General features: G+C 57.7%; 18 protein-coding genes and 1 tRNA gene. 16 read left to right on the forward strand and 3 right to left on the reverse strand.

The features are described 5' to 3' along the window. Window positions 1–89 precede the first annotated feature (89 nt). From CRO62_RS22715 to CRO62_RS22730, 3 genes are all read left to right on the forward strand, one after another. A tRNA-Ser gene (locus tag CRO62_RS22715) sits at window positions 90–180 on the forward strand. Window positions 181–958: 778 nt separating this feature from the next. Next, window positions 959–2,023: a porin gene (locus CRO62_RS22725; RefSeq protein WP_065661187.1), complete on the forward strand. Its 1,065-nt coding sequence runs from the start codon at window positions 959–961 to the stop codon at window positions 2,021–2,023. A 593-nt stretch (window positions 2,024–2,616) separates the two neighbouring features. Next, window positions 2,617–3,663 carry a porin gene (locus tag CRO62_RS22730; protein ID WP_097102053.1) on the forward strand — a complete coding sequence of 349 codons (1,047 nt, stop codon included), beginning with the start codon at window positions 2,617–2,619 and terminating at the stop codon, window positions 3,661–3,663. 145 nt (window positions 3,664–3,808) lie between these two features. Here the strand turns inward: CRO62_RS22730 and CRO62_RS22735 are convergent, their stop codons facing one another. Next, the gene (locus CRO62_RS22735; RefSeq protein WP_179784602.1) at window positions 3,809–5,881 is read right to left on the reverse strand and encodes a lytic transglycosylase domain-containing protein; all 2,073 of its coding nucleotides are present in this window, start codon (window positions 5,879–5,881) and stop codon (window positions 3,809–3,811) included. 387 nt (window positions 5,882–6,268) lie between these two features. Between CRO62_RS22735 and dapA the strand changes: the two genes are divergently transcribed. Both dapA and smpB read left to right on the forward strand, forming a co-directional pair. Continuing rightward, window positions 6,269–7,153, forward strand: a complete 885-nt coding sequence (dapA, locus tag CRO62_RS22740) for a 4-hydroxy-tetrahydrodipicolinate synthase (protein WP_065658095.1) — start codon at window positions 6,269–6,271, stop codon at window positions 7,151–7,153. Window positions 7,154–7,315: 162 nt separating this feature from the next. Continuing rightward, window positions 7,316–7,798 (forward strand): SsrA-binding protein SmpB, encoded by a 483-nt coding sequence (gene smpB / locus CRO62_RS22745; RefSeq protein ID WP_003512228.1) that lies wholly within the window; start codon window positions 7,316–7,318, stop codon window positions 7,796–7,798. A gap of 160 nt (window positions 7,799–7,958) precedes the next feature. Here the strand turns inward: smpB and CRO62_RS22750 are convergent, their stop codons facing one another. Both CRO62_RS22750 and CRO62_RS22755 read right to left on the reverse strand, forming a co-directional pair. Next, entirely contained in the window at window positions 7,959–9,458 is a 1,500-nt protein-coding gene (locus CRO62_RS22750; protein WP_097102057.1) for a globin-coupled sensor protein, read from the reverse strand. A gap of 224 nt (window positions 9,459–9,682) precedes the next feature. Next, a complete protein-coding gene (locus CRO62_RS22755) occupies window positions 9,683–10,252 on the reverse strand; it encodes an NYN domain-containing protein (protein ID WP_013635795.1) in 570 nt (189 codons plus the stop codon). 391 nt (window positions 10,253–10,643) lie between these two features. Between CRO62_RS22755 and rpoZ the strand changes: the two genes are divergently transcribed. The 11 genes from rpoZ (at window position 10,644) to recO (ending at window position 20,146) form a co-directional block, all read left to right on the forward strand. Beyond that, window positions 10,644–11,036, forward strand: coding sequence for a DNA-directed RNA polymerase subunit omega (gene rpoZ / locus CRO62_RS22760; protein WP_003512234.1), 393 nt, complete (start codon window positions 10,644–10,646; stop codon window positions 11,034–11,036). 132 nt (window positions 11,037–11,168) lie between these two features. Then, on the forward strand, window positions 11,169–13,403 hold the full coding sequence (locus tag CRO62_RS22765; protein ID WP_097103234.1) for a RelA/SpoT family protein: 2,235 nt from the start codon (window positions 11,169–11,171) through the stop codon (window positions 13,401–13,403). 196 nt (window positions 13,404–13,599) lie between these two features. Further along, complete coding sequence (locus CRO62_RS22770) at window positions 13,600–13,746, forward strand: hypothetical protein (protein ID WP_003496944.1); 147 nt, start codon at window positions 13,600–13,602, stop codon at window positions 13,744–13,746. A 449-nt stretch (window positions 13,747–14,195) separates the two neighbouring features. Beyond that, the gene (locus CRO62_RS22775) at window positions 14,196–14,774 is read left to right on the forward strand and encodes a DUF2062 domain-containing protein (protein ID WP_065661184.1); all 579 of its coding nucleotides are present in this window, start codon (window positions 14,196–14,198) and stop codon (window positions 14,772–14,774) included. Next, complete coding sequence (gene acpS / locus CRO62_RS22780; RefSeq protein ID WP_003512241.1) at window positions 14,771–15,175, forward strand: holo-ACP synthase; 405 nt, start codon at window positions 14,771–14,773, stop codon at window positions 15,173–15,175. The genes CRO62_RS22775 and acpS overlap by 4 nt, the downstream gene beginning before the upstream one ends. A 211-nt stretch (window positions 15,176–15,386) precedes the next feature. Next, entirely contained in the window at window positions 15,387–16,133 is a 747-nt protein-coding gene (lepB, locus tag CRO62_RS22785; RefSeq protein WP_097102059.1) for a signal peptidase I, read from the forward strand. Next, complete coding sequence (gene rnc / locus CRO62_RS22790; protein WP_003512245.1) at window positions 16,130–16,843, forward strand: ribonuclease III; 714 nt, start codon at window positions 16,130–16,132, stop codon at window positions 16,841–16,843. Before lepB ends, rnc begins: the two co-directional genes overlap by 4 nt. A gap of 83 nt (window positions 16,844–16,926) precedes the next feature. Continuing rightward, window positions 16,927–17,877 (forward strand): GTPase Era, encoded by a 951-nt coding sequence (era, locus tag CRO62_RS22795; RefSeq protein WP_013635798.1) that lies wholly within the window; start codon window positions 16,927–16,929, stop codon window positions 17,875–17,877. Window positions 17,878–18,058: 181 nt separating this feature from the next. Beyond that, window positions 18,059–18,811, forward strand: coding sequence for a Crp/Fnr family transcriptional regulator (locus tag CRO62_RS22800; RefSeq protein ID WP_003512249.1), 753 nt, complete (start codon window positions 18,059–18,061; stop codon window positions 18,809–18,811). 136 nt (window positions 18,812–18,947) lie between these two features. Continuing rightward, window positions 18,948–19,325 (forward strand): response regulator, encoded by a 378-nt coding sequence (locus CRO62_RS22805; RefSeq protein ID WP_025592901.1) that lies wholly within the window; start codon window positions 18,948–18,950, stop codon window positions 19,323–19,325. Between the two features lie 56 nt (window positions 19,326–19,381). Then, window positions 19,382–20,146 (forward strand): DNA repair protein RecO, encoded by a 765-nt coding sequence (gene recO, locus CRO62_RS22810; RefSeq protein WP_097102061.1) that lies wholly within the window; start codon window positions 19,382–19,384, stop codon window positions 20,144–20,146. Window position 20,147 lies beyond the last annotated feature (1 nt).

The following is a 20,147-nucleotide window of genomic DNA, read 5'->3' on the forward strand; positions in this document are numbered from 1 at the left end:
CGCTATCGGGTGTTCGGCCAACAGGTTTTTCGGCTTCTTGGCGAAAAACCCTTGCATTCATTTTTTTAAAGCAATAATCAGGCCGCACCGGAGAGGTGGCCGAGTGGTCGAAGGCGCTCCCCTGCTAAGGGAGTATACGTCAAAAGCGTATCGTGGGTTCGAATCCCATCCTCTCCGCCATTTCGGCACGAAGCCTGAAATTATAAATCTCCCTAAACAGCTACTTCTTCGCAGCAGACACCCAACGCATGCGTTTCGGCATGCCAGTTCGTTCTTCAGCGCGTTTCGCGAAACGCCGGACCCCTGCGATAAACCGCAGGATAGTGGAGAGAGCTAGTGCGTCGAGGCGATTCTGCCCCTCGTTTCTTGCAGGCAGTTACAAAGTACTCTGTACCCAAATGACACACACTCGTATCGCGCGCCGTTTTGGCGACTCGTCCCGTAACGCTTGCGGACGCAATCGGCCAAGCAATTGAAGTGCCGGAGCCTGTGAGCCGAATCGTTGATCGGGGAATCGGTGGCGAACCGCGCGGGTTTCACTGTTGTTTCTCTGTGCGCGCCGGGGTGCCATACTAAGGGTGGGGCCGGAACGGGGCAAAAGTTTCCGTCGCCCTTCCCCGGCGGGGCAAGGGATCTCGGAAAAGGCCTATAGTTTAGAAAGACCTTGTTAACCGCGCTAACTAACGGATTTTCAAGTCATTTCTTAACGCATGGTAAAGCCACCTGTGGGCCGCGTGCCCACTGTGTGCTGTTTCCGCAACAAACCGAAATGAAGCATGTACGTAAATGCGCTTTATCGGATGTTGGCGATTGCAAGCGGCGAAACGTTTTGTATTTTCACGACCAGAAGCGAGGCGGTGGATCGTTTGGCTTCTAAGAACACGGGAATGGGGCAGGGAATGCTGTCCTTCGGCAAAAGTACCCAGACCCACTTAAAAACTTTGACTGGAGGTCAATCATGAACATCAAGAGCCTTCTCATCGGCTCCGCTGCGGCTCTCGCAGCAGTATCCGGCGCTCACGCTGCCGACGCTATCGTCGCTGCTGAGCCTGAGCCCCTGGAATACGTTCGCGTTTGCGACGCTTTCGGCACCGGCTTCTTCTACATCCCCGGCACCGAAACCTGCCTGAAGTTCGATGGTTACATCCGTTTCCAGACCGACTTCGGCCGTAACCTGTCCGGTTCGTCTGACTGGAACTCGTTCACCCGCGCTCAGTTCAACATCGACACCCGCACCGACACCGAACTCGGCGCTCTGCGTGGTTACATCGGTCTTCGTGGCCAGGCTAACAACGACTCCGCACGTGGCGTTGTTGTCGACCAGGCTTTCATCGAGCTCGGCGGCCTGAAGGTCGGTTACTACTACAACTGGTGGGATGATGGTCTCTCCGGCGAAGTCGATAGCCTTTCTTCGAACGCTACGCGTCTGAACGCTATCCGTTACACCTACGACGCTGGCTCGTTCTACGTAGGCGTTGCAGTTGAAGAGCTGGATGCTGCTCGCGGCACTTCCAACATCTCTGCAGCTCTGACAAAGGGCGGTTCGTTCGAATCTGCTAACAACGTTGGCGTAAGCGGCATCATCGGTGCTAACTTCGGTGCCGTTAAGGCTAACCTGCTCGGCGGCTACGACACCGACCAGGAAAATGGTGCAATCCGTGCAATCGTCACGGCTGACATCGGTCCGGGCACCTTCGGTATCTCTGGTATTTGGGCTTCTGGCGCAAACAACTACTACGAAGAGTCCGAGTGGACTGTTGCTGCTGAATACGCAATCAAGGCAACTGACAAGCTGACCATCACCCCCGGCGCTCAGTACTTCAGCAAGATCGACATCGGCGCTGACAACGACTTCGTTGGCGATCGCGATGCATGGCGCGCTGGCGTAGCTGTTGGCTACAAGATCACCCAGGGCCTCTCCACGCTCGTTTCGGTTAACTACCAGGACGTAGACGGCACCGAAGGTGTAAACGGCGGCGGCGACAGCTGGGTTGGTTTCGTTCGCCTTCAGCGCACGTTCTAATCTGATCTGACATTGTCAGTGATGGAAAGCCCGGCTCTCGAGCCGGGCTTTTTTGTTTGATGCACATTGGCGAGAGGCAGGCAAAGCGTCGATTGGCCGGCGTTTCGATATCCCGGCGACTTTCCGTTACGGCTTAGGTCGGTTTGTATCGTTGCTGATTCGTCTGCCACTCAACTGTTTTAAGCCTGTCGAAACTGGGAACTGATTCTCTCCTGCTGCGGATGGAAGCGTTGCTGCCGACAGCCCGATTTCCCACCAATGGCACCGCGTTTCAGACGATTTCCCATGGCGCAGCGATGTCAGAATTCTGGCGGCGGGATGAGGAATGACTTATCTCATTTATCGGCATTTCGCTTAAGTCGCTGAAAAGCATGAATTATTAACGTTTTGTTAGGAAGTGCTGCCCGTCGGTTAGAATTGTAGCTATTTCGCAACAATGCAAAACTAAGGTCCCCTTACTGTCTTCCTTTTGTCATCATTGGGATTGCCTCCCCGGCCGGTTTTGGCTCTAATCATCTCCATAAGCGGCACGCATTTAGTTGTGTTTCCCCACCCGCTGCTTAGAAAATTAAGCGTTTGACTGGAGGTCAACCATGAACATCAAGAGCCTTCTCATCGGCTCCGCTGCGGCTCTCGCAGCAGTATCCGGCGCTCACGCTGCCGACGCTATCGTCGCTGCTGAGCCTGAGCCCCTGGAATACGTTCGCGTTTGCGACGCTTTCGGCACCGGCTTCTTCTACATCCCCGGCACCGAAACCTGCCTGAAGTTCGACGGTTACATCCGTTTCCAGACGGACTTCGGTCGTAACCAGTCCGGTACGTCTGACTGGAACTCGTTCACCCGCGCCCAGTTCAACATCGACACCCGCACCGACACCGAACTCGGCGCTCTGCGTGGTTACATCGGTCTTCGTGGCCAGGCTAACAACGACTCGAGCCGCGGCGTCAACGTCGACCAGGCTTTCATCGAGCTCGGCGGCCTGAAGGTCGGTTACATGTACACCTGGTGGGATGACGATCTCTCCGGCGAAACCGACATCCTGTCTTCGAACACCACCCGTGGCAACGCTCTGCGTTACACCTACGACGCTGGTTCGTTCTATGCTGGTATCAGCGTTGAAGAACTGGATGCCGGTCGTGACGTTTCCAACCTCACGGGCGATATCAAGGGCGGTTCGTTCGAAGGCCCGAACAACGTTGGCGTCAGCGGTATCGTTGGTGTCAAGTTCGGTGCTGTCACCGCCAACCTGCTCGGCTCCTACGACACGGACCAGGAAAACGGCGCAATCCGCGCTATCCTGTATGCTGACATCGGTCCCGGCACCTTCGGTCTGTCTGGCGTTTGGGCTTCTGGCGCAAACTACTACTACGAAGAGTCCGAGTGGGCAGTTGCTGCTGAATACGCAATCAAGGCAACTGACAAGCTGACCATCACCCCCGGCGCGCAGTACCTCGGTACGATCGATATCGCTCCTGATGGTGACTTCACCGGCGACAACGATGCATGGCGCGCTGGCCTGACGGTTGATTACAAGATCACCCAGGGTCTCGATGCCAAGATCGCTGCAAACTACCAGGACGTCGATGGTCCGACCGGCGACAGCTGGACCGGCTTCGTTCGCCTTCAGCGCACGTTCTAATCTGATCTGACATTGTCAGTGATGGAAAGCCCGGCTCTCGAGCCGGGCTTTTTCGTTTGAGTGCTGTAAATCCTGAAAACAAAAAAAGCACCGGGCCTGTCGGTGCTTTAACGTGTTGACAGTGATCAACTGATGAACCGGTCTTCTATCCCGCCCGGCCATGACGCAGGTCATCGACGATATCGGCCTGTTGTCCAAGCCTCGTCTTGTAGACCTGATAATTCTCCATCACCCGCTGCACGTAATTGCGGGTTTCGGGGAAGGGGATGCGCTCGATCCAGTCCACGACATCGTCGATCGGCTTGCCACGCGGGTCGCCATAGCGGGCAATCCATTCCGGCACACGTTTCGGGCCGGCATTATAGGCGATGAAGGTGAGGATGTAGGAGCCGCCGAAGCTGTCGATCTGTTCGCCGAGATAATGTGCGCCGAGCGTGGCGTTATATCCGGCGTCACTGGTCAGCATCGCCTGAGTGTAGGGCAGGCCGTGGCGCCCGGCCACGCCCTTGGCGGTTCCCGGCAACAATTGCAGCAGCCCGCGGGCATTGGCGGCGGAGACGGCGGCCGGGTTGAAGGCGCTTTCCTGCCGGGCGATGGCATAGGCAAGCGCCTTGCCTGAACCGGCAATATTGGCACTGGCGGGAATGACACCGAGCGGATAGGCGAGTGCCGCCGCATCGATGCCGCGGCTGAAGGCCGTCTTGCCGATTTGCAGTGATATCTGATGGTTGCCGTTGCCCTCCGCCCTTGCTGCCAGAATGGCAAGCTCGCCCGGGCTGTCGAGCTGATCTGCCAATGACCTGTAGAGGCTGTCGGCCCGCCAGCCGTAGCCTGCGGCTTCCAGCCTGTCGATGGCCCGCACCGCTTCGCGGCCGGCAAAGCGTTCACGGTCGGCACCGCTCGGGGCAGGGTATGTGACGTTCAGCGTCTTTGCATCGATTCGTGCGGCGGCAAGCTGGCCGTAAAAGGTACCGGAATGGGCAGCCGCCTTGGTGAAGAAATCGCGGGCATTGCCCGGCCCGCCCACTTCCGCCGCCCGCCCAAGCCAATAATAGGCCCGCGAGGCGGAAAGTGGCCGGTTCGAGGTCTGCAAAAGGGTGTTGAAGTGGCGTGAAGCCGTGGCGGGATCGCGCAGTGCCCGCAACGCGTACCATCCGGCATGGAATTCCGCATCGGCAACATCGACGGCAGATGTGGCCGAATGATTGGCGACGATGCGATAGGCCTCGGCAAAATCGCCGAGATCGGCGACGCCGCGCGCGATGATTCGCCGCTCGTTCCACCATTCGCCGGGATTGACGAGTTTTGCCGCGTCCTTCGGCGCCTGCTTCAAAAGTGCTGCGGCTTCCGGATATTTCTGCTGGTTGCGGAGATTTTCAATACGCGCGAAGAGAAAAGCAGGGTCACTGCGCAAGTTGGCGTCAACCTTGCCCAGCAGCGCCACGGCATTGCCTGAGCGCTGCAGCACGGCGGCCCAGGCATTGTAGAGCGACTGCGCCTTGCCGAGATCGCCGAAACGTTTCGCCTGGCCGATTCGGCTGCGATACATCAGATAATCCATCCGCGCCTTGTGGTCTGCGGGCGTCAGATAAGTGGGGAACTCGGCAAGAACACGGTCTTCCATGTCCTTGTCCATGCCTTCGCTCACCCAGAGCTGGCGAATGAGGCGTTGTGCTTCCAAAGCCTTGCCGGAAGAGGTGAGGGCCTTGGCGAGCACAACGGTGCCCTCGGCTGTTTCCGGCCGGGCGCTGCCAAAAGCGGCAAGCACCTGGGGTGACGGTGGATTTTCGCGGTAAAGCGCCTTTTCGGAATTGGCGCGCAGTGTCGCCGCACCCGGCCACCCCGCCAGCTCGCTCTGGGCTGTAGTGATTTCGGCGGAAGGCACGTCCTTCTGCCCGGAAATGGCAATCGCCCAGGTAAGAATATGCCGGTCAAGACTGCCTGTCTGCATGGCGTTGCGAACGGCGATGGCGCGTGTCGTGTCACGGCTGGAAAGCGCATCCAGTCCGGCTTTAAGCTGGTTCGCATCGTCAGGCCGGTTAAGGCGTGGTATGGCGCCGGTAATTTCGGGCGAGGCCGGCATGAAGGCGGGAACAGCAGGCGCATTCGGCTTCACATAGGGCAGCGGCACGGCAGCTTCTGGCACGGGGCCGGCAAGCGCGTTCCAAACGGTCGCGGCAAGACCTGCCGCCATCAATCCCCAAACTGTCTTTTTCATACCGCTCTTCATCACCGGACGGAAACAATCGACCTTCTTGTATTGTCGTTTCATTGCAGCGGGATTGCGAAATGCGCCAGTGCGTTGCACCTATGAGTTTCGCCTCAAATCCCGCTCTGGAATTTACGGAGACTGTGCTTAACGAAACCTTACTTTCCGCTCGGCACTCCCATCAACTTTTATTCACCGGTCTGCGAGCGGCGTAAAATTCCACCGCCTCGTTTTTTGCCTGCCGCGTGAGCTTCCGCGACTGTCACACTTCCGACAATTTCGGACAAAATAGGCTGCCTTTGCGCTTGTCGGCGCTAAGGGCTGGCACTAATGTGTGCCGGTTTTAACCATCGAATGCGGCCGAAGCATGAACCGGCTCGGCGCCAGGAGCTTTGTATGTTCAAGGGATCAATTCCCGCCCTCATTACCCCGTTCACGGACAATGGTGCCGTGGACGAACAGGCATTTGCCGCCCATGTGGAATGGCAGATTGCCGAAGGCAGCAACGGACTTGTGCCTGTGGGCACGACGGGGGAATCTCCAACCCTGTCCCATGACGAGCACAAACGTGTCGTCGAGCTGTGCATCGAGGTAGCGGCGAAACGGGTTCCTGTCATAGCGGGCGCTGGCTCCAACAATACCGATGAAGCGATCGAACTTGCCCTGCATGCGCAGGATGCCGGCGCGGATGCGCTGCTGGTGGTCACCCCCTATTACAACAAGCCGACGCAGAAGGGGCTTTTCGCCCATTTTTCCGCGGTTGCCGAAGCGGTGAAACTGCCGATCGTCATTTATAACATCCCGCCGCGCTCGGTGGTGGATATGTCGCCGGAAACCATGGGTGCGCTTGTGAAGGCGCACAAGAACATCGTCGGCGTCAAGGATGCGACGGGCAAGCTCGACCGCGTCTCAGAACAGCGTATTTTCTGCGGCAAGGATTTCATCCAGCTGTCCGGCGAAGATGGCACGGCGCTCGGCTTCAATGCCCATGGTGGCGTCGGCTGCATTTCGGTCAGTGCCAATGTTGCGCCACGCCTCTGTTCCGAATTCCAGGCGGCCATGCTTGCAGGCGACTATGCCAAGGCGCTGGAGTATCAGGACCGCCTGATGCCGCTGCACCGGGCCATCTTCATGGAACCTGGTGTCTGCGGCACAAAATATGCGCTTTCGAAGACCCGTGGCGGCAACCGCAAGGTCCGCTCGCCGTTGATGAGCACGCTGGAACCGGCAACGGAAGCGGCAATCGACGCGGCGCTGAAGCATGCCGGCCTGATGAACTGAGGGACACCTGCAACCCGAAAGGCGCGCAATGGGACTGCTTCGCGACAGAAGCCGTTCCGCGCGCCTTTTCTTTTCGTAACGACGATACTAAATAGAGACTTGAAAACCGCTCGTGGCGGACAAGCCGCAGGCGCAATAAGAAAAACAAGGGATTGAAATATCATGGCCCCCAAAGGCAGCCAGCGCGTGGTGAACAAGATCGTTGCGGAAAACCGCAAGGCTCGTTTCAACTACGAAATCATCGACACCTATGAGGCGGGTTTGGTGCTGACAGGCACCGAGGTCAAGGCGCTGCGCGAAGGCAAGGCGAACATCGCCGAGTCCTACGCATCGGACGAGGGCGATGAAATCTGGCTCATCAATTCCCACCTGCCGGAATATCTGCAGGCCAACCGCTTCAACCACGAGCCGCGCCGCCGTCGCAAGTTGCTGCTGAACAAGCGCGAGATCAACCGTCTGCGCGCCGGCATCAACCGTGAAGGCATGACGCTGGTGCCGCTGAAGGTCTATTTCAACGAAAAGGGCCGTGCGAAGCTGGAGCTGGCGCTGGCCAAGGGCAAAAAGCTGCACGACAAGCGCGAGACGGAGAAGGAACGCGACTGGAACCGGCAGAAGTCGCGGCTGCTGAAGGGCAACAACGCCTAGAGCTTGCTCCCTCATTCCTGCGCTTGTCGCAGGAATCAAGCCGCCGCGCGTCTGCGCGGCGAGAGAGTTCTTTTCAGCCCAAGGACTTGGGCTGGCTAGATTGCTGTGGCAAGCACAGGAATGAGAGTGAGGATGCTTTCGCCCCTTGAATAGCCAGCTCTCACGCCGCCCTATAGGTCCGCTCCACATAGGACGTGGACGCCGAAACGCTGAACCGGCTGACCAGTGCCGCCAGATTGGCGCTCACATCGCTCAAATTATGCGTGGCCGCGTTGGTTTCTTCCACCATCGCAGCATTCTTCTGGGTCAGATTGTCCATGCTGTTGATGGCGGCGCTGATTTCCTGAATTCCGACGGACTGCTCCTGGGCCGCCTTGGTCAGTGAGGTGATATGTTCCTGAATATGATCCACCTTGTTGCCGATCGTATTCAGCGATTGCCCGGTTTTATTGACCAGCGATACGCCCTGCATCACATCCTCCGAGGATTTGGTGATGAGGGTCTTGATCTCCTTGGCGGCGTTGGCTGAACGCTGTGCCAGCTCGCGCACTTCCTGGGCGACGACGGCAAAACCCTTGCCAGCTTCACCGGCACGCGCGGCTTCCACACCGGCATTCAGCGCCAGAAGGTTTGTCTGGAACGAAATCTCGTCGATGACGGAAATGATCTGGGTGATCTTCTGCGACGATTCCTCGATGGCGCCCATCGCTTTTACCGCTTCCGTCACCACATCCCGTGACCGCGCCGCTTCGGCGGCCGAGCTTTCGACGATGGCCTTGGCTTCTTCGGAGCGCTGCGCCGAAAGTTTGGAGATGGTGGTGATTTCCTCGACGGCGGCGGCGGTTTCCTCAAGTGCTGCTGCCTGCTGCTCTGTTCTGCGGGCCATGTCGTCGGTCGCCGATGTCAGTTCGCGCGTATTGCCTGATATCTTGTTGGCTTCCTCGACGATCTGCGAGAATGCACCCGAGAGATTGCCGACCGCAGCGTTGAAATTGGCAATCAGCCCCTCGAATTGCGGTGCAGTCTTTTCATTGATGCTGGAGGTGAGGTCGCCATTCGCCAGCTTGTTCAGGGCGTTGTTAAGCAGTTCGAGAACCTGCTCCTGCTCCTTCTTCATCTGCGCCTGTTGTTCCTCGACCTTCAGCCGCTCGGCGGCAAGCACGTCGAGGTAGACGGAGATCGAATAGTCCATGTCGAGAAGGGCGGCCTTGATCGTTACCGTCAGGGCGTCGTTCAGCTTCTTGGCCTTCTTTTCCTGGAAAAGGCCCTTCAGTTCCGAATTGACGACGGCTTTGACGATGCCATCAAGCATCAGCGCGTAACCGCCAATATACCATCTCGGCTCCAGCCCCAGCCTTGCATGGGTACGGCCGATGGCCGTCACGGCATCGGTATAGTCCGAGTTGAAGGTGCCGGAGGCAATTCTTGCCCAGTGTTTCATCTGCATGCCTTTGGCATGCTGGACATGCGCGTCGCTTGCAAAGAACTTCGCCGTTTCCGGCACGGAGCGAGCCTTCGCATAAAAACGGTCGAGAGAGGCGTCGAGAGAGCCTGTAATGACGCCCTTCATGTCCGAAAGGTTTTGCCGTTGCTCCTGGCCAAGCCCCAGAAAATTAAGTCTTTCGTCGAGTTGTTGATTGGTTTTTACTTGGCCATGCATGTCTGAACATCCTGATTTGACACCTAAATCATGTCGTTGGTGCCGTTGGGTGATTTAGACACGTCTAAAATTAACCAAGATATAATTTTGACTGGCTGAATTTGATGTTTGTTAATTTTAAGAGGAATTTTCCGGCAGGAATACACGGTTGTGGCGCCAAACAAAAACGCGCCCGCCTTGCAGACGGACGCGTTTTGATTGTGTCAGCGGCTTAAAAACCGGGATCAGATCGTCTCGGGGCTTTCGACGTGCCGGGCAGGGCGCTCGTTCGGGTCACGCCCGATTTCGGCCTTCAAGGTCATGAGATCAATGAAGTGATCTGCCTGCCTGCGCAGATCGTCGGCGATCATTGCGGGCTGCGTTGCCATGGTGGACACCACGGAAACCTTGCGGCCCTTGCGCTGAAGCGCGTCCACCAGCTTGGTGAAATCGCCGTCACCGGAAAATAGAACCAGATGATCGACGGTCTCTGACTGTTCCATGGCATCGACAGCAAGTTCGATATCCATGTTGCCTTTGATCTTGCGGCGACCGAGCGCGTCGGTGAATTCCTTCGCCGGCTTCGTCACGACCTTGTAGCCGTTATAATCCAGCCAGTCGATCAGAGGGCGGATCGAGGAATATTCCTGATCCTCGATCAATGCGGTGTAATAGTAGGCGCGCAGCAGGTATCCGCGCTTCTGAAACGCCTTGAGAAGCTTGCGATAGTCGATATCGAACCCCAGGCTTTTAGATGCTGCATAAAGATTGGCTCCATCTATAAAGAGCGCAATTTTCTCCCGTGGATCGAACATTCCATCCCATTCCTTTTTTGGAAAGGCCATTATCTGGCTTTTATTTCCGGTCGCAAATGCGAAAAATCATGTCGTATCAACGAATTTTGCGTAGCGCCGTTGCGTTTTAAGTAAGGTAACTTCACCCGTATTCCAAGACAATTCTTCTAGACATTTTGTTCATCAGACGCCAAACAAGGGCAATAAGGTGCCAAAAGACGCCAAAGACAGGAAAAACTTGAATTCCGCGGCCAATGGCTGTATCGGAAGCTGGAAGGCTTCGTCGCGAGGAATCCAAAGCGTTTTTCGCAAGGCACGAAGCGCAGATTCAATAGGTTAGAGCATCCCTTGTGCATCCTCAAGAAAGCACGGCGCTCTGATCCACGACATTACGACTCGCAAAGGACAGGCAATGGCCCGCGTCACAGTTGAAGATTGCATTGATAAAGTAGACAACCGTTTCGAGCTGGTCCTTCTCGCCAGCCACCGTGCGCGCCAGATTTCCCAGGGCTCGTCCATCACGGTTGACCGCGATAACGACAAGAACCCGGTCGTCGCTCTGCGCGAAATCGCCGACGAGATGCTCTCGCCCGACGACCTCAAGGAAGACCTCATCCATTCGCTGCAGAAGCATGTGGAAGTGGACGAGCCCGAGCCCGATCCGGTTACGCTCGCAGCCTCCGCTACTGCCGATGGCGAAGAGGACGACCAGCCGGAAACCGTTACTTTCGACCAGATGTCGGAAGAAGAACTGCTGGCCGGTATCGAAGGCCTTGTGCCGCCGGAAAAAAATGACGACTATTGATCTGACTTTATGACGCCATTGGCAGGCGGTGGTTACCGTCTGTCAATATTTGCCGTCATAATCTGATCCCTATTGATGCAGCATTGTGCGCCGACCCCAAGGTTGGCGCGCTTTCTTTTTGTGGAATATCGCATGATGCGGCAATACGAACTCGTTGAGCGGGTTCAAAAATATAAACCGGATGCGAATGAGGCCCTGCTGAACAAGGCCTATGTTTATGCAATGCAGAAACATGGCCAGCAAAAGCGGGCCAATGGCGACCCCTATATCTCGCATCCACTGGAAGTTGCCGCCATCCTGACGGAAATGCATCTCGACGAATCGACCATCGCGGTGGCGCTGCTGCACGATACGATCGAGGACACCACCGCCACCCGCGCTGAAATCGACGAGCTGTTCGGCGAGGATATCGGCAGACTGGTGGAGGGGCTGACCAAGCTCAAGAAGCTCGATCTCGTCACGCGCAAGGCCAAGCAGGCTGAAAACCTGCGCAAGCTGCTGCTTGCCATTTCCGACGACGTGCGCGTTCTCCTGGTGAAGCTGGCCGACCGCCTGCACAATATGCGCACCATGGAATATATGCCGGCTGACAAGCGCAGCCGCATTTCCGAAGAAACCATGGAAATCTATGCGCCGCTGGCCGGCCGCATGGGCATGCAGGACATGCGCGACGAGCTGGAGGACCTGTCCTTCCGTTACCTCAATCCGGAAGCCTATGAGACGGTGACCAACCGCCTTCAGGAACTGGAAACGCGCAACGAAGGGCTCATCAAGAAGATCGAGGACGAGCTGCGCGAGCTGCTCGTGGCGAACGGCCTTCTCGGCGCCAGCGTCAAGGGGCGCCAGAAGAAGCCCTATTCGGTGTTCCGCAAGATGCAGTCGAAATCGCTTTCCTTCGAGCAGCTGTCCGACGTCTACGGCTTCCGCATTCTGGTGGACGATATTCCTTCCTGCTACCGGGCGCTCGGCATCGTCCACACCCGCTGGCGCGTGGTACCCGGCCGCTTCAAGGACTATATCTCCACGCCGAAGCAGAACGACTATCGTTCCATCCACACCACGATCGTTGGCCCTTCGCGCCAGCGTATCGAGTTGCAGCTGCGCACCAAGCGCATGCACGAAATCGCCGAATTCGGCATTGCCGCCCATGCGCTTTATAAGGACGGCGAAAACGGGGAGGGCGATCTGCTCTCGCCGGAGAGCAACGCCTATTCCTGGCTGCGCCACACCATCGAATCGCTGGCAGAAGGCGACAGCCCGGAAGAATTCCTCGAACACACCAAGCTGGAACTGTTCCAGGACCAGGTGTTCTGCTTCACGCCCAAGGGCAAGCTGATTGCGTTGCCGCGTGGCGCCACCCCCATCGATTTCGCCTATGCGGTGCACACCAATATCGGCGACACCACTGTTGGCGCCAAGATCAACGGGCGGATCATGCCGCTCGTGACCCGGCTCAACAACGGCGACGAGGTGGAGATCATCCGCTCCGGCGTGCAGGTTCCGCCCGCCGCATGGGAAGAGGTGGTGGTGACGGGCAAGGCCCGCTCGGCCATCCGCCGCGCCACGCGCATGGCCATCCGCAAGCAATATTCCGGTCTCGGCTACCGTATTCTGGAGCGCACTTTCGAACGTGCCGGCAAGGCCTTCTCGCGTGAAGCGCTGAAACCTGTGCTGCATCGTCTGGCGCAGAAGGATGTGGAAGACGCTATCGCCGCCGTCGGGCGCGGCGAGGTCTCCTCGCTCGATGTGCTGCGTGCGGTCTATCCGGATTATCAGGACGAGCGCGTGACGGTGAAGATGACCGGCGACGACGGCTGGTTCAACATGCGCAGCGCCTCCGGCATGGTCTTCAAGATCCCCGGAAAGTCGCGCTCCGTTCTGGAGGACGATGGCGCAACCGAAATGCTCGATGGGCCGGACCCGCTGCCCATCCGTGGCCTTTCCGGCAATGTCGATGTGCATTTCGGTGCCGCCGGCGCCGTTCCGGGCGATCGCATCGTCGGCATCATGGAAAAAGGCAAGGGCATCACTATCTATCCCATTCAGGCGCCGGCGTTGCAGCGTTTCGACGATGAGCCGGAGCGCTGGATTGATGTCCGCTGGGATCTTGATGAGGCGAACAAGTCGCGCTTCATGGCGCGGGTGATGATCAACGCGCTGAACGAACCCGGCACGCTCGCCTCCGTGGCGCAATCGATCGCGACACTGGATGTCAACATACGCGCCCTGAATATGGTCCGCATCGGCACGGATTTCTCCGAACTGGCGTTGGATGTCGAAGTCTGGGATTTGCGGCAACTCAACCAGCTGCTGTCGCAGCTGAAAGACCTCGATTGCGTATCGACTGTCAAACGTGCCTTCGATTGAGGCATTTTTGATCATTCGCACATTCCAAAAGGTCGCTGTTATGCATTGGGTGCATGGCAGCGGCCTTTTACTGTCTCTGGTCGCGCATGTGGTTTGCGACTATCTTCCTTTCAGAAATTGAAAACGGAAAACGCGGCGTGCCGGTGGTCCTACACCGATGAGAAACGCCATTTCCAAACTGAAAGGACATGAAATCATGTTTACTCCGCTTCGCAAGATCGCCCGTGCAGTTCGTGGCAAGACGACCCAGGAACGCGAATTCGAATATCTCAGCGGCTCCGTGTCGAATGTTGACCTCGAGTTCCGTCAGCGCGAAATCGACCGCGGCCTGTTCCGCCGGTAATGCACTCAGCGCATGGCAGCCGTTCGCCATGCGTATGGGACTTGGAAGGTGGGTGGCCGTTGTCGGTCAGCTCATTCTGGTGTCTCGTAAGACTATGTGAATGCGCGCTACGAACGGGCGTTCACCGCTGTCCGGTCCAAATGATAGGACACGCTGCTTTTGAAACGAATTTGACGGCGAGAGGGCGCTTGTTTCCTCGACGTCATCCTTGGGCTCGTCCCAGGGATCTGATAACCTTGCATTCAATCAATCGGTTGCAAATTCTCGGGACAAGCCCGAGGATGACGTCAGAGTGTTCGGCAAGGTTCGTATTCTCTGCTGACGCCACGTGGTGTTGGCGGAATTCCAGCTATAGGCCGGAATGACGGGGAAAATACGCCTGCAAAAGAAATCCCCGTGTCGTATACGATGCTCTTGGCTCAGCCGGGGCGATGAAATAGACTGCCCTCATGCCGTTTCGCCGCCGTGAACCCGTTGGTTTTTCAGAGAAGATTCGTGACCTCTTTTGGCCGCGCACGGGTTTTACCCGTTCGCTGCGCTATATGAAGCTGCGTCTGCTGCGGTTGTCCGCGTCTCCGCATTCGATTGCTGCCGGTGTCGCGCTCGGTATCGGCGTGGCGTGGACACCATTTCTCGGCGTCCATATCATCATCGCCATGGCGCTCGGTTTCCTCATGCGCGTCAATCTCGTTGCGGCGGCACTCGGCACCACCTTCGCCAATCCCCTGACATTTCCGTTCATCTGGGCGTCCACCTGGGAACTCGGGCATTTCCTGCTCGGACGACAGAAGGAGGCGGGGGGTGCGCATGTGGATTTCGTTGCGCTGTTCAGCCACCTCGAATTCCGGCAGATATGGAGGCCGGTGCTGGAACCCATGACCGTCGGTGCGCTTCTGCCTGCGGCCGTGAGTGCGGTCATCGCCTATATCACCGTCTACAGCCTCATCAGCGGTTTCCAGCGCCGCAAGATGGAAAATCTCGCGCATCGCGCCGCCAATAAAAACGCGTCTCTGGAGATGTTGAAATGATCCTTGGATTGGGCAGCGACCTGATCGATATCCGCCGCGTCGAACATTCGCTCACCCGTTTCGGTGAACGTTTCACGCACCGCTGTTTCACCGATATCGAGCGCGCCAAGTCCGATGGCCGCAAGAACCGCGCGGCATCCTACGCCAAGCGTTTCGCCGCCAAGGAAGCCTGTTCCAAGGCGCTCGGAACCGGCCTTGCGAACGGCGTTTTCTGGAAGGATATGGGGGTCGTCAATCTGCCGGGCGGCAAGCCGACCATGGCGCTCACCAACGGTGCCGCAGAAAGGCTGGCGGCCATGCTGCCCGCCGGTCACCGCGCCAATATCCATCTGACCATCACGGACGATTACCCTTACGCTCAGGCATTTGTGATTATCGAGGCGCTTCCCGTGAGCGACTGAGACTGGCGGCTGCCGCATTGGCGGCCTATTTGCAGGCGTATGACAGAAGCGCTTCCCTTCCGGCTGGAAAGGTTCTAGAGAAGTCGCAGAAATATGAAAGCGTCGCTGGCTGCGTGAAAAATTGCTTCACCCCGCCGCAGTCGCGAGCAACAACGGCCCGGACGCCTCCGTCAAATCGCAGGAACCGGTAAACAATCAGGCAGGTCTTTAAGTGTCCGAAAAAGCTGAAAAGAAGCAGAACGCCCTCTGGGAAAACGTCAAGGTCATCATTCAGGCGCTGCTGCTGGCCATGGTCATCCGCACCGTGCTGTTTCAGCCCTTCACGATCCCTTCAGGTTCGATGATGCCGACGCTGCTGGTAGGCGACTATCTTTTCGTCAACAAGTTCTCCTACGGCTATTCGAAATATTCGCTGCCCTTTTCGCCGAACCTGTTTTCCGGCCGTATCCTCGAATTCAGCAAGCCCAAGCGCGGCGATGTCGTGGTCTTCCGCCTGCCGCCCAATCCTGAAGTCGATTACATCAAGCGTCTCGTCGGCTTGCCCGGTGACCGCATCCAGGTGACGAACGGCGTGCTGTTCATCAACGGTCAGCCGGTTCCGAAGCAGCCTGACGGCACCTTCACGTCCGATTACCGTGCCGATCCGGGCGCCAATGTACCTGTGTTCCGTGAAACGTTCGATAATGGCGTTACCTTCGACACGCTCGACCAGTCGCCCGATTCGCGCGGCGACAACACCCGCGAATTCCTGGTGCCGGAAGGCCATTATTTCATGATGGGCGATAATCGCGACAACTCGCTCGACAGCCGTTTCGATGTCGGTTTCGTGCCGGAAGAAAACCTGATCGGCCGCGCCAGCGTCATCTTCTTCTCGCTGGGTAATGACACGCCGTTCAGCCGCATTTGGGACTGGCCGTCCAACATGCGCTGGGACCGTCTCTTCAAGGTTGTGGGATGAGCAAGACCAAGCCGCTGTCGATTGCGGAGATTTCCCGTCTCGAAGCGTTGATCGGATATGAATTCAAGGAAAAGGCCCGGCTCGACCGGGCCTTGACCCATGCGAGTGCCCGTTCCGCTGCGGCGGGCAATTACGAGCGGCTGGAGTTTTTGGGCGACCGCGTTCTCGGCCTTTGTGTTGCCGAGCTGTTGTTCTCCACCTTCCGCAACGCCAGCGAAGGTGAGCTTTCGGTTCGCCTGAACCAGCTTGTCAGCGCCGAATCCTGCGCCGCTATCGGCGACGAGATGGGCCTGCATAATTTCATTCGCACCGGATCGGATGTGAAGAAGCTGACCGGCAAGGCAATGCTGAACGTGCGCGCCGATGTGGTCGAAAGCCTGATCGCCACTCTTTATCTGGATGGTGGTCTGGAAGCATCCCGCAAGTTCATTCTGAAATACTGGCAAGGCCGCGCAACGCGCGTGGATGCCGGACGGCGCGATGCCAAGACTGAATTGCAGGAATGGGCGCATGCCAGATTTGCGGTGACGCCCGCTTACCGGGTTGACGATCGCTCCGGACCGGATCACGATCCAAGCTTCACCGTGACGGTGGAAATTCCCGGCGTAAAGCCGGAAACCGGCGTCGAGCGCTCCAAGCGCGCAGCCGAACAGGTGGCAGCAACCAGATTGCTGGAACGCGAAGGCGTCTGGCAGAAAAGCTCCACCTAGAACTGAGCGCCCAAAAGATAGTGGCGCTAAAATCGAGCGCATGGCGAGCCTTGTGGCCGCATGTTGAATACCTCAGACCTTGAATGGATATCATGACCGATCACGAAAACCCCGCCGTTGCCGGCGAAGACATCGCCCTTCCGACCCGCTCCGGCTTCGTGGCCCTCATCGGCCCGACCAATGCCGGCAAGTCGACGCTGGTCAACAGGCTGGTGGGTGCAAAAGTTTCGATCGTCAGCCACAAGGTACAGACGACGCGCGCCGTGATGCGCGGCATCGCCATTCACAAAAATGCGCAGATTGTTTTCATGGACACGCCCGGCATCTTCAAGCCGCGCCGCAGGCTCGACCGCGCCATGGTCACCTCGGCCTGGGGCGGCGCGAAGGATGCGGATCTCATCCTGCTGCTGATCGACAGCGAACGCGGCCTGAAGGGTGATGCGGAAGCGATTCTCGAGGGGCTGAAGGATGTTCCGCAGAAGAAAATCCTCTGCCTCAACAAGATCGACCAGGTGAAGCGCGAAGACCTGCTGAAGCTTGCCGCCGCCGCTAACGAGCACGTGACCTTCGACCGCACCTTCATGATTTCGGCCACCAACGGTTCGGGCTGCGAGGACTTGATGGATTATCTGGTCGATACCCTCCCGGAAGGTCCGTGGTATTATCCGGAAGACCAGATTTCCGATCTGCCGATGCGCCAGCTCGCCGCCGAAATCACCCGCGAAAAGCTGTTCCTGCGTCTGCATCAGGAGCTTCCCTACGCCTCGCATGTCGAGACGGAGAAGTGGGAAGAGCGCAAGGACGGCTCCGTGCGCATCGAGCAGGTGATCTATGTCGAGCGCGACAGCCAGAAGAAGATCGCTCTCGGCAAGAACGGCGACGCGATCAAGGCGATCTCCACCGCCTCGCGCAAGGAACTGTCTGAAATCCTCGAACAGCCGGTCCACCTCTTCCTGTTCGTCAAGGTTCGCGAAAACTGGGGCGACGATCCCGAGCGTTTCCGCGAAATGGGCCTGGAATTTCCGCGGGGATAAGGCACATCCGGTTCCTCCCACATTCCTGTGACAGGCACAGGAATGTGGATGTGCCGGCCGGAAACGGAACGACACGCAACGAACATTCTGAATATCTTCAACCTTTTATCGGGAACCGAATGCATTCGGGTGGGTTGTTCCAAAACGATTGGGCGCAACCTTTTTTCGATGATGGATATTCATGTCGCCAAAAAAACCGAACGGAATTTCCACCACCCCGTGTCAGCACTGTCCCTTGCGCGACCTGCCGCATTTCAGGGACTTTTCCTCTTCCGAACTGGATTTCGTCTCCCGTTTCAAGACGGGAGAACTGGCGGTCGAAAGCGGTTCCGTCATTTTGATGGAAGGGTCGCACAGCGCCCATCTCTACACTGTCCTTCAAGGCTGGGCTTTCCGTTATAAAACACTGGAAGACGGCAGGCGGCAGATCCTCAATTATGTCATGCCGGGCGATCTCGTCGGCCTGCAGGGCACGGTCATGGGGGAAATGCAGCATTCGGTGGAGGCGCTGTCGCCGGTGACGCTGTGTGTCTTCGAGCGCTCGCGACTCAACAACCTCTTCACCGATCATCCGACCCTTGCCTATGACCTGACGTGGATTGCAGCAAGCGAGGAGCGAATGCTCGACAACCACCTGCTCAGCATCGGCCGGCGCACAGCGATCGAGCGTGCCGCCTACCTCATCGCGTTCCTTTACAGCAAGGCAAAGGCGGTTAATCTCGTGCAGGGCGAAACGCCGATCCCGGTAACCCAGCAGCATGTTGCCGATACGCTCGGCCTCTCCATCGTCCACACCAACAAGACCTTGAGAAAGCTTGTCGATCGCGGTCTGATTCGCTGGACGGACAAGGGCTGTCTGGTGCTGGACGATGCCGGACTGAGCCATGTTGCCGGTTGGCAAAACGATGAAAAGCGGCCAAGACCCTTCATCTGATCTTTTTTTGACATGTCTTTTTTAAATGACGTTGGGTCCGTAATTTGCGAACTCTATCGACATGGCGCTTGAAAATCACAGTGGCGACAGCGGCGCAAATCCGTCTGGTTCCCTTCACGTTGAAAGAAGAAGAAACATGGTGCCACAACGCTGCATCATCGTTGAAGATGAATATCTGGTGGCGCTTGACGTCGAGGCGGTTCTCCAGTCCATCGGCGTTGAAACCATCACGATTGCGACGACACTTGCGCAGGCACAGGACGCATTAGGGCGGGATGGCGCCGATTGCGTGCTTCTCGACGTCAGCCTTTCCGACGGCAAGAGTTACGATTTCGCCCGACACCTGCGCGATCACGGAATTCCCTTCGGTTTCGTCAGCGGTTATGGCGACACGAGTGGTTTCCCCGAAGATCTCGTGCATGCGCCTCTGCTGGGCAAGCCTTTCGGTGAAAACGAAATCGCCGATTTCGTAACGACGCTCGTTGCTGCGGCGCGCGACACCGTAAAAGAATAACGTTTCGCCGTCAGATCGGTTATGATCAGGCTTGAATCGGAATTCGGACAGATTTCATGCAGTGGCAGGACGAGGCAATCATTCTCGGCGTAAAGCGTCATGGCGAGACCAGCGTCATCGCCGAGGTGATGACCCGTTTGCGCGGCCGCCATCTGGGGATGGTGCGCGCCGGGCGCTCCCGCAGCATGCAGCCGGTGCTGCAGGCGGGAAACCGGGTGGATGTGATCTGGCGGGCGCGGCTTGACGACCATCTCGGCGAATTCCGCATTGAGCCTTTGCAATTGCGGGCGGCGCAACTGATGGAAACGGCAACCGCCGTGTATGGCGTGCAGGCCATGGGCGCGTTGCTGCGGCTTTTGCCGGAGCGTGACCCGCATCCGCATCTCTATCAGGCGCTCGACGTCATTCTCGACAATCTCCATGATCCGGTCGATGCTGGCGAATTGTTCGTTCGTTTCGAGCTGGCGGTGCTGAACGATCTCGGTTTCGGTCTCGATCTCACGGAATGCGCGGCAACGGGCCTGCGCACCGATCTCATCTATGTATCGCCCAAAACGGGCAGGGCGGTCTGTAGTACGGCGGGGGCGCCCTATGCGGCGCGTATGCTTTCGCTTCCCGCTTTCCTGAGCGAAGGTCAGTCGAAGGCCGCCGATCGCGACAGCCTCGCGGCTGCCTTCCGTCTCACCGCCCATTTCCTCAACCGCCATGTCTATGATCCACGCGGCCTCAATGAAAACGCCGCCCGCGACGGTTTCGTGCAGGCGGCGTTGAAGGCACTGGAGCGCAAGGCGGTGCTGCCTGCGCTCGATAAGGCGGTATAGC

The sequence above is a fragment of the Rhizobium sp. AN6A genome (genome assembly GCF_900215635.1).
Taxonomy (GTDB): Bacteria; Pseudomonadota; Alphaproteobacteria; order Rhizobiales; family Rhizobiaceae; genus Agrobacterium; species Agrobacterium tumefaciens.

Bases quoted from the DNA above. Each gene is read 5' to 3' on its own strand.
- CRO62_RS22735 (WP_179784602.1), bottom strand. From the start codon at position 5,881: ATGAAAAAGACAGTTTGGGGATTGATGGCGGCAGGTCTTGCCGCGACC.
- rnc (WP_003512245.1), top strand. From the start codon at position 16,130: ATGAGCAAGACCAAGCCGCTGTCGATTGCGGAGATTTCCCGTCTCGAA.
- CRO62_RS22725 (WP_065661187.1), top strand. From the start codon at position 959: ATGAACATCAAGAGCCTTCTCATCGGCTCCGCTGCGGCTCTCGCAGCA.
- CRO62_RS22770 (WP_003496944.1), top strand. From the start codon at position 13,600: ATGTTTACTCCGCTTCGCAAGATCGCCCGTGCAGTTCGTGGCAAGACG.
- era (WP_013635798.1), top strand. From the start codon at position 16,927: ATGGATATCATGACCGATCACGAAAACCCCGCCGTTGCCGGCGAAGAC.
- CRO62_RS22775 (WP_065661184.1), top strand. From the start codon at position 14,196: ATGCCGTTTCGCCGCCGTGAACCCGTTGGTTTTTCAGAGAAGATTCGT.
- CRO62_RS22755 (WP_013635795.1), bottom strand. From the start codon at position 10,252: ATGTTCGATCCACGGGAGAAAATTGCGCTCTTTATAGATGGAGCCAAT.
- rpoZ (WP_003512234.1), top strand. From the start codon at position 10,644: ATGGCCCGCGTCACAGTTGAAGATTGCATTGATAAAGTAGACAACCGT.
- smpB (WP_003512228.1), top strand. From the start codon at position 7,316: ATGGCCCCCAAAGGCAGCCAGCGCGTGGTGAACAAGATCGTTGCGGAA.
- dapA (WP_065658095.1), top strand. From the start codon at position 6,269: ATGTTCAAGGGATCAATTCCCGCCCTCATTACCCCGTTCACGGACAAT.
- CRO62_RS22765 (WP_097103234.1), top strand. From the start codon at position 11,169: ATGATGCGGCAATACGAACTCGTTGAGCGGGTTCAAAAATATAAACCG.
- recO (WP_097102061.1), top strand. From the start codon at position 19,382: ATGCAGTGGCAGGACGAGGCAATCATTCTCGGCGTAAAGCGTCATGGC.
- CRO62_RS22750 (WP_097102057.1), bottom strand. From the start codon at position 9,458: ATGCATGGCCAAGTAAAAACCAATCAACAACTCGACGAAAGACTTAAT.
- CRO62_RS22805 (WP_025592901.1), top strand. From the start codon at position 18,948: ATGGTGCCACAACGCTGCATCATCGTTGAAGATGAATATCTGGTGGCG.
- acpS (WP_003512241.1), top strand. From the start codon at position 14,771: ATGATCCTTGGATTGGGCAGCGACCTGATCGATATCCGCCGCGTCGAA.
- CRO62_RS22730 (WP_097102053.1), top strand. From the start codon at position 2,617: ATGAACATCAAGAGCCTTCTCATCGGCTCCGCTGCGGCTCTCGCAGCA.
- CRO62_RS22800 (WP_003512249.1), top strand. From the start codon at position 18,059: ATGTCGCCAAAAAAACCGAACGGAATTTCCACCACCCCGTGTCAGCAC.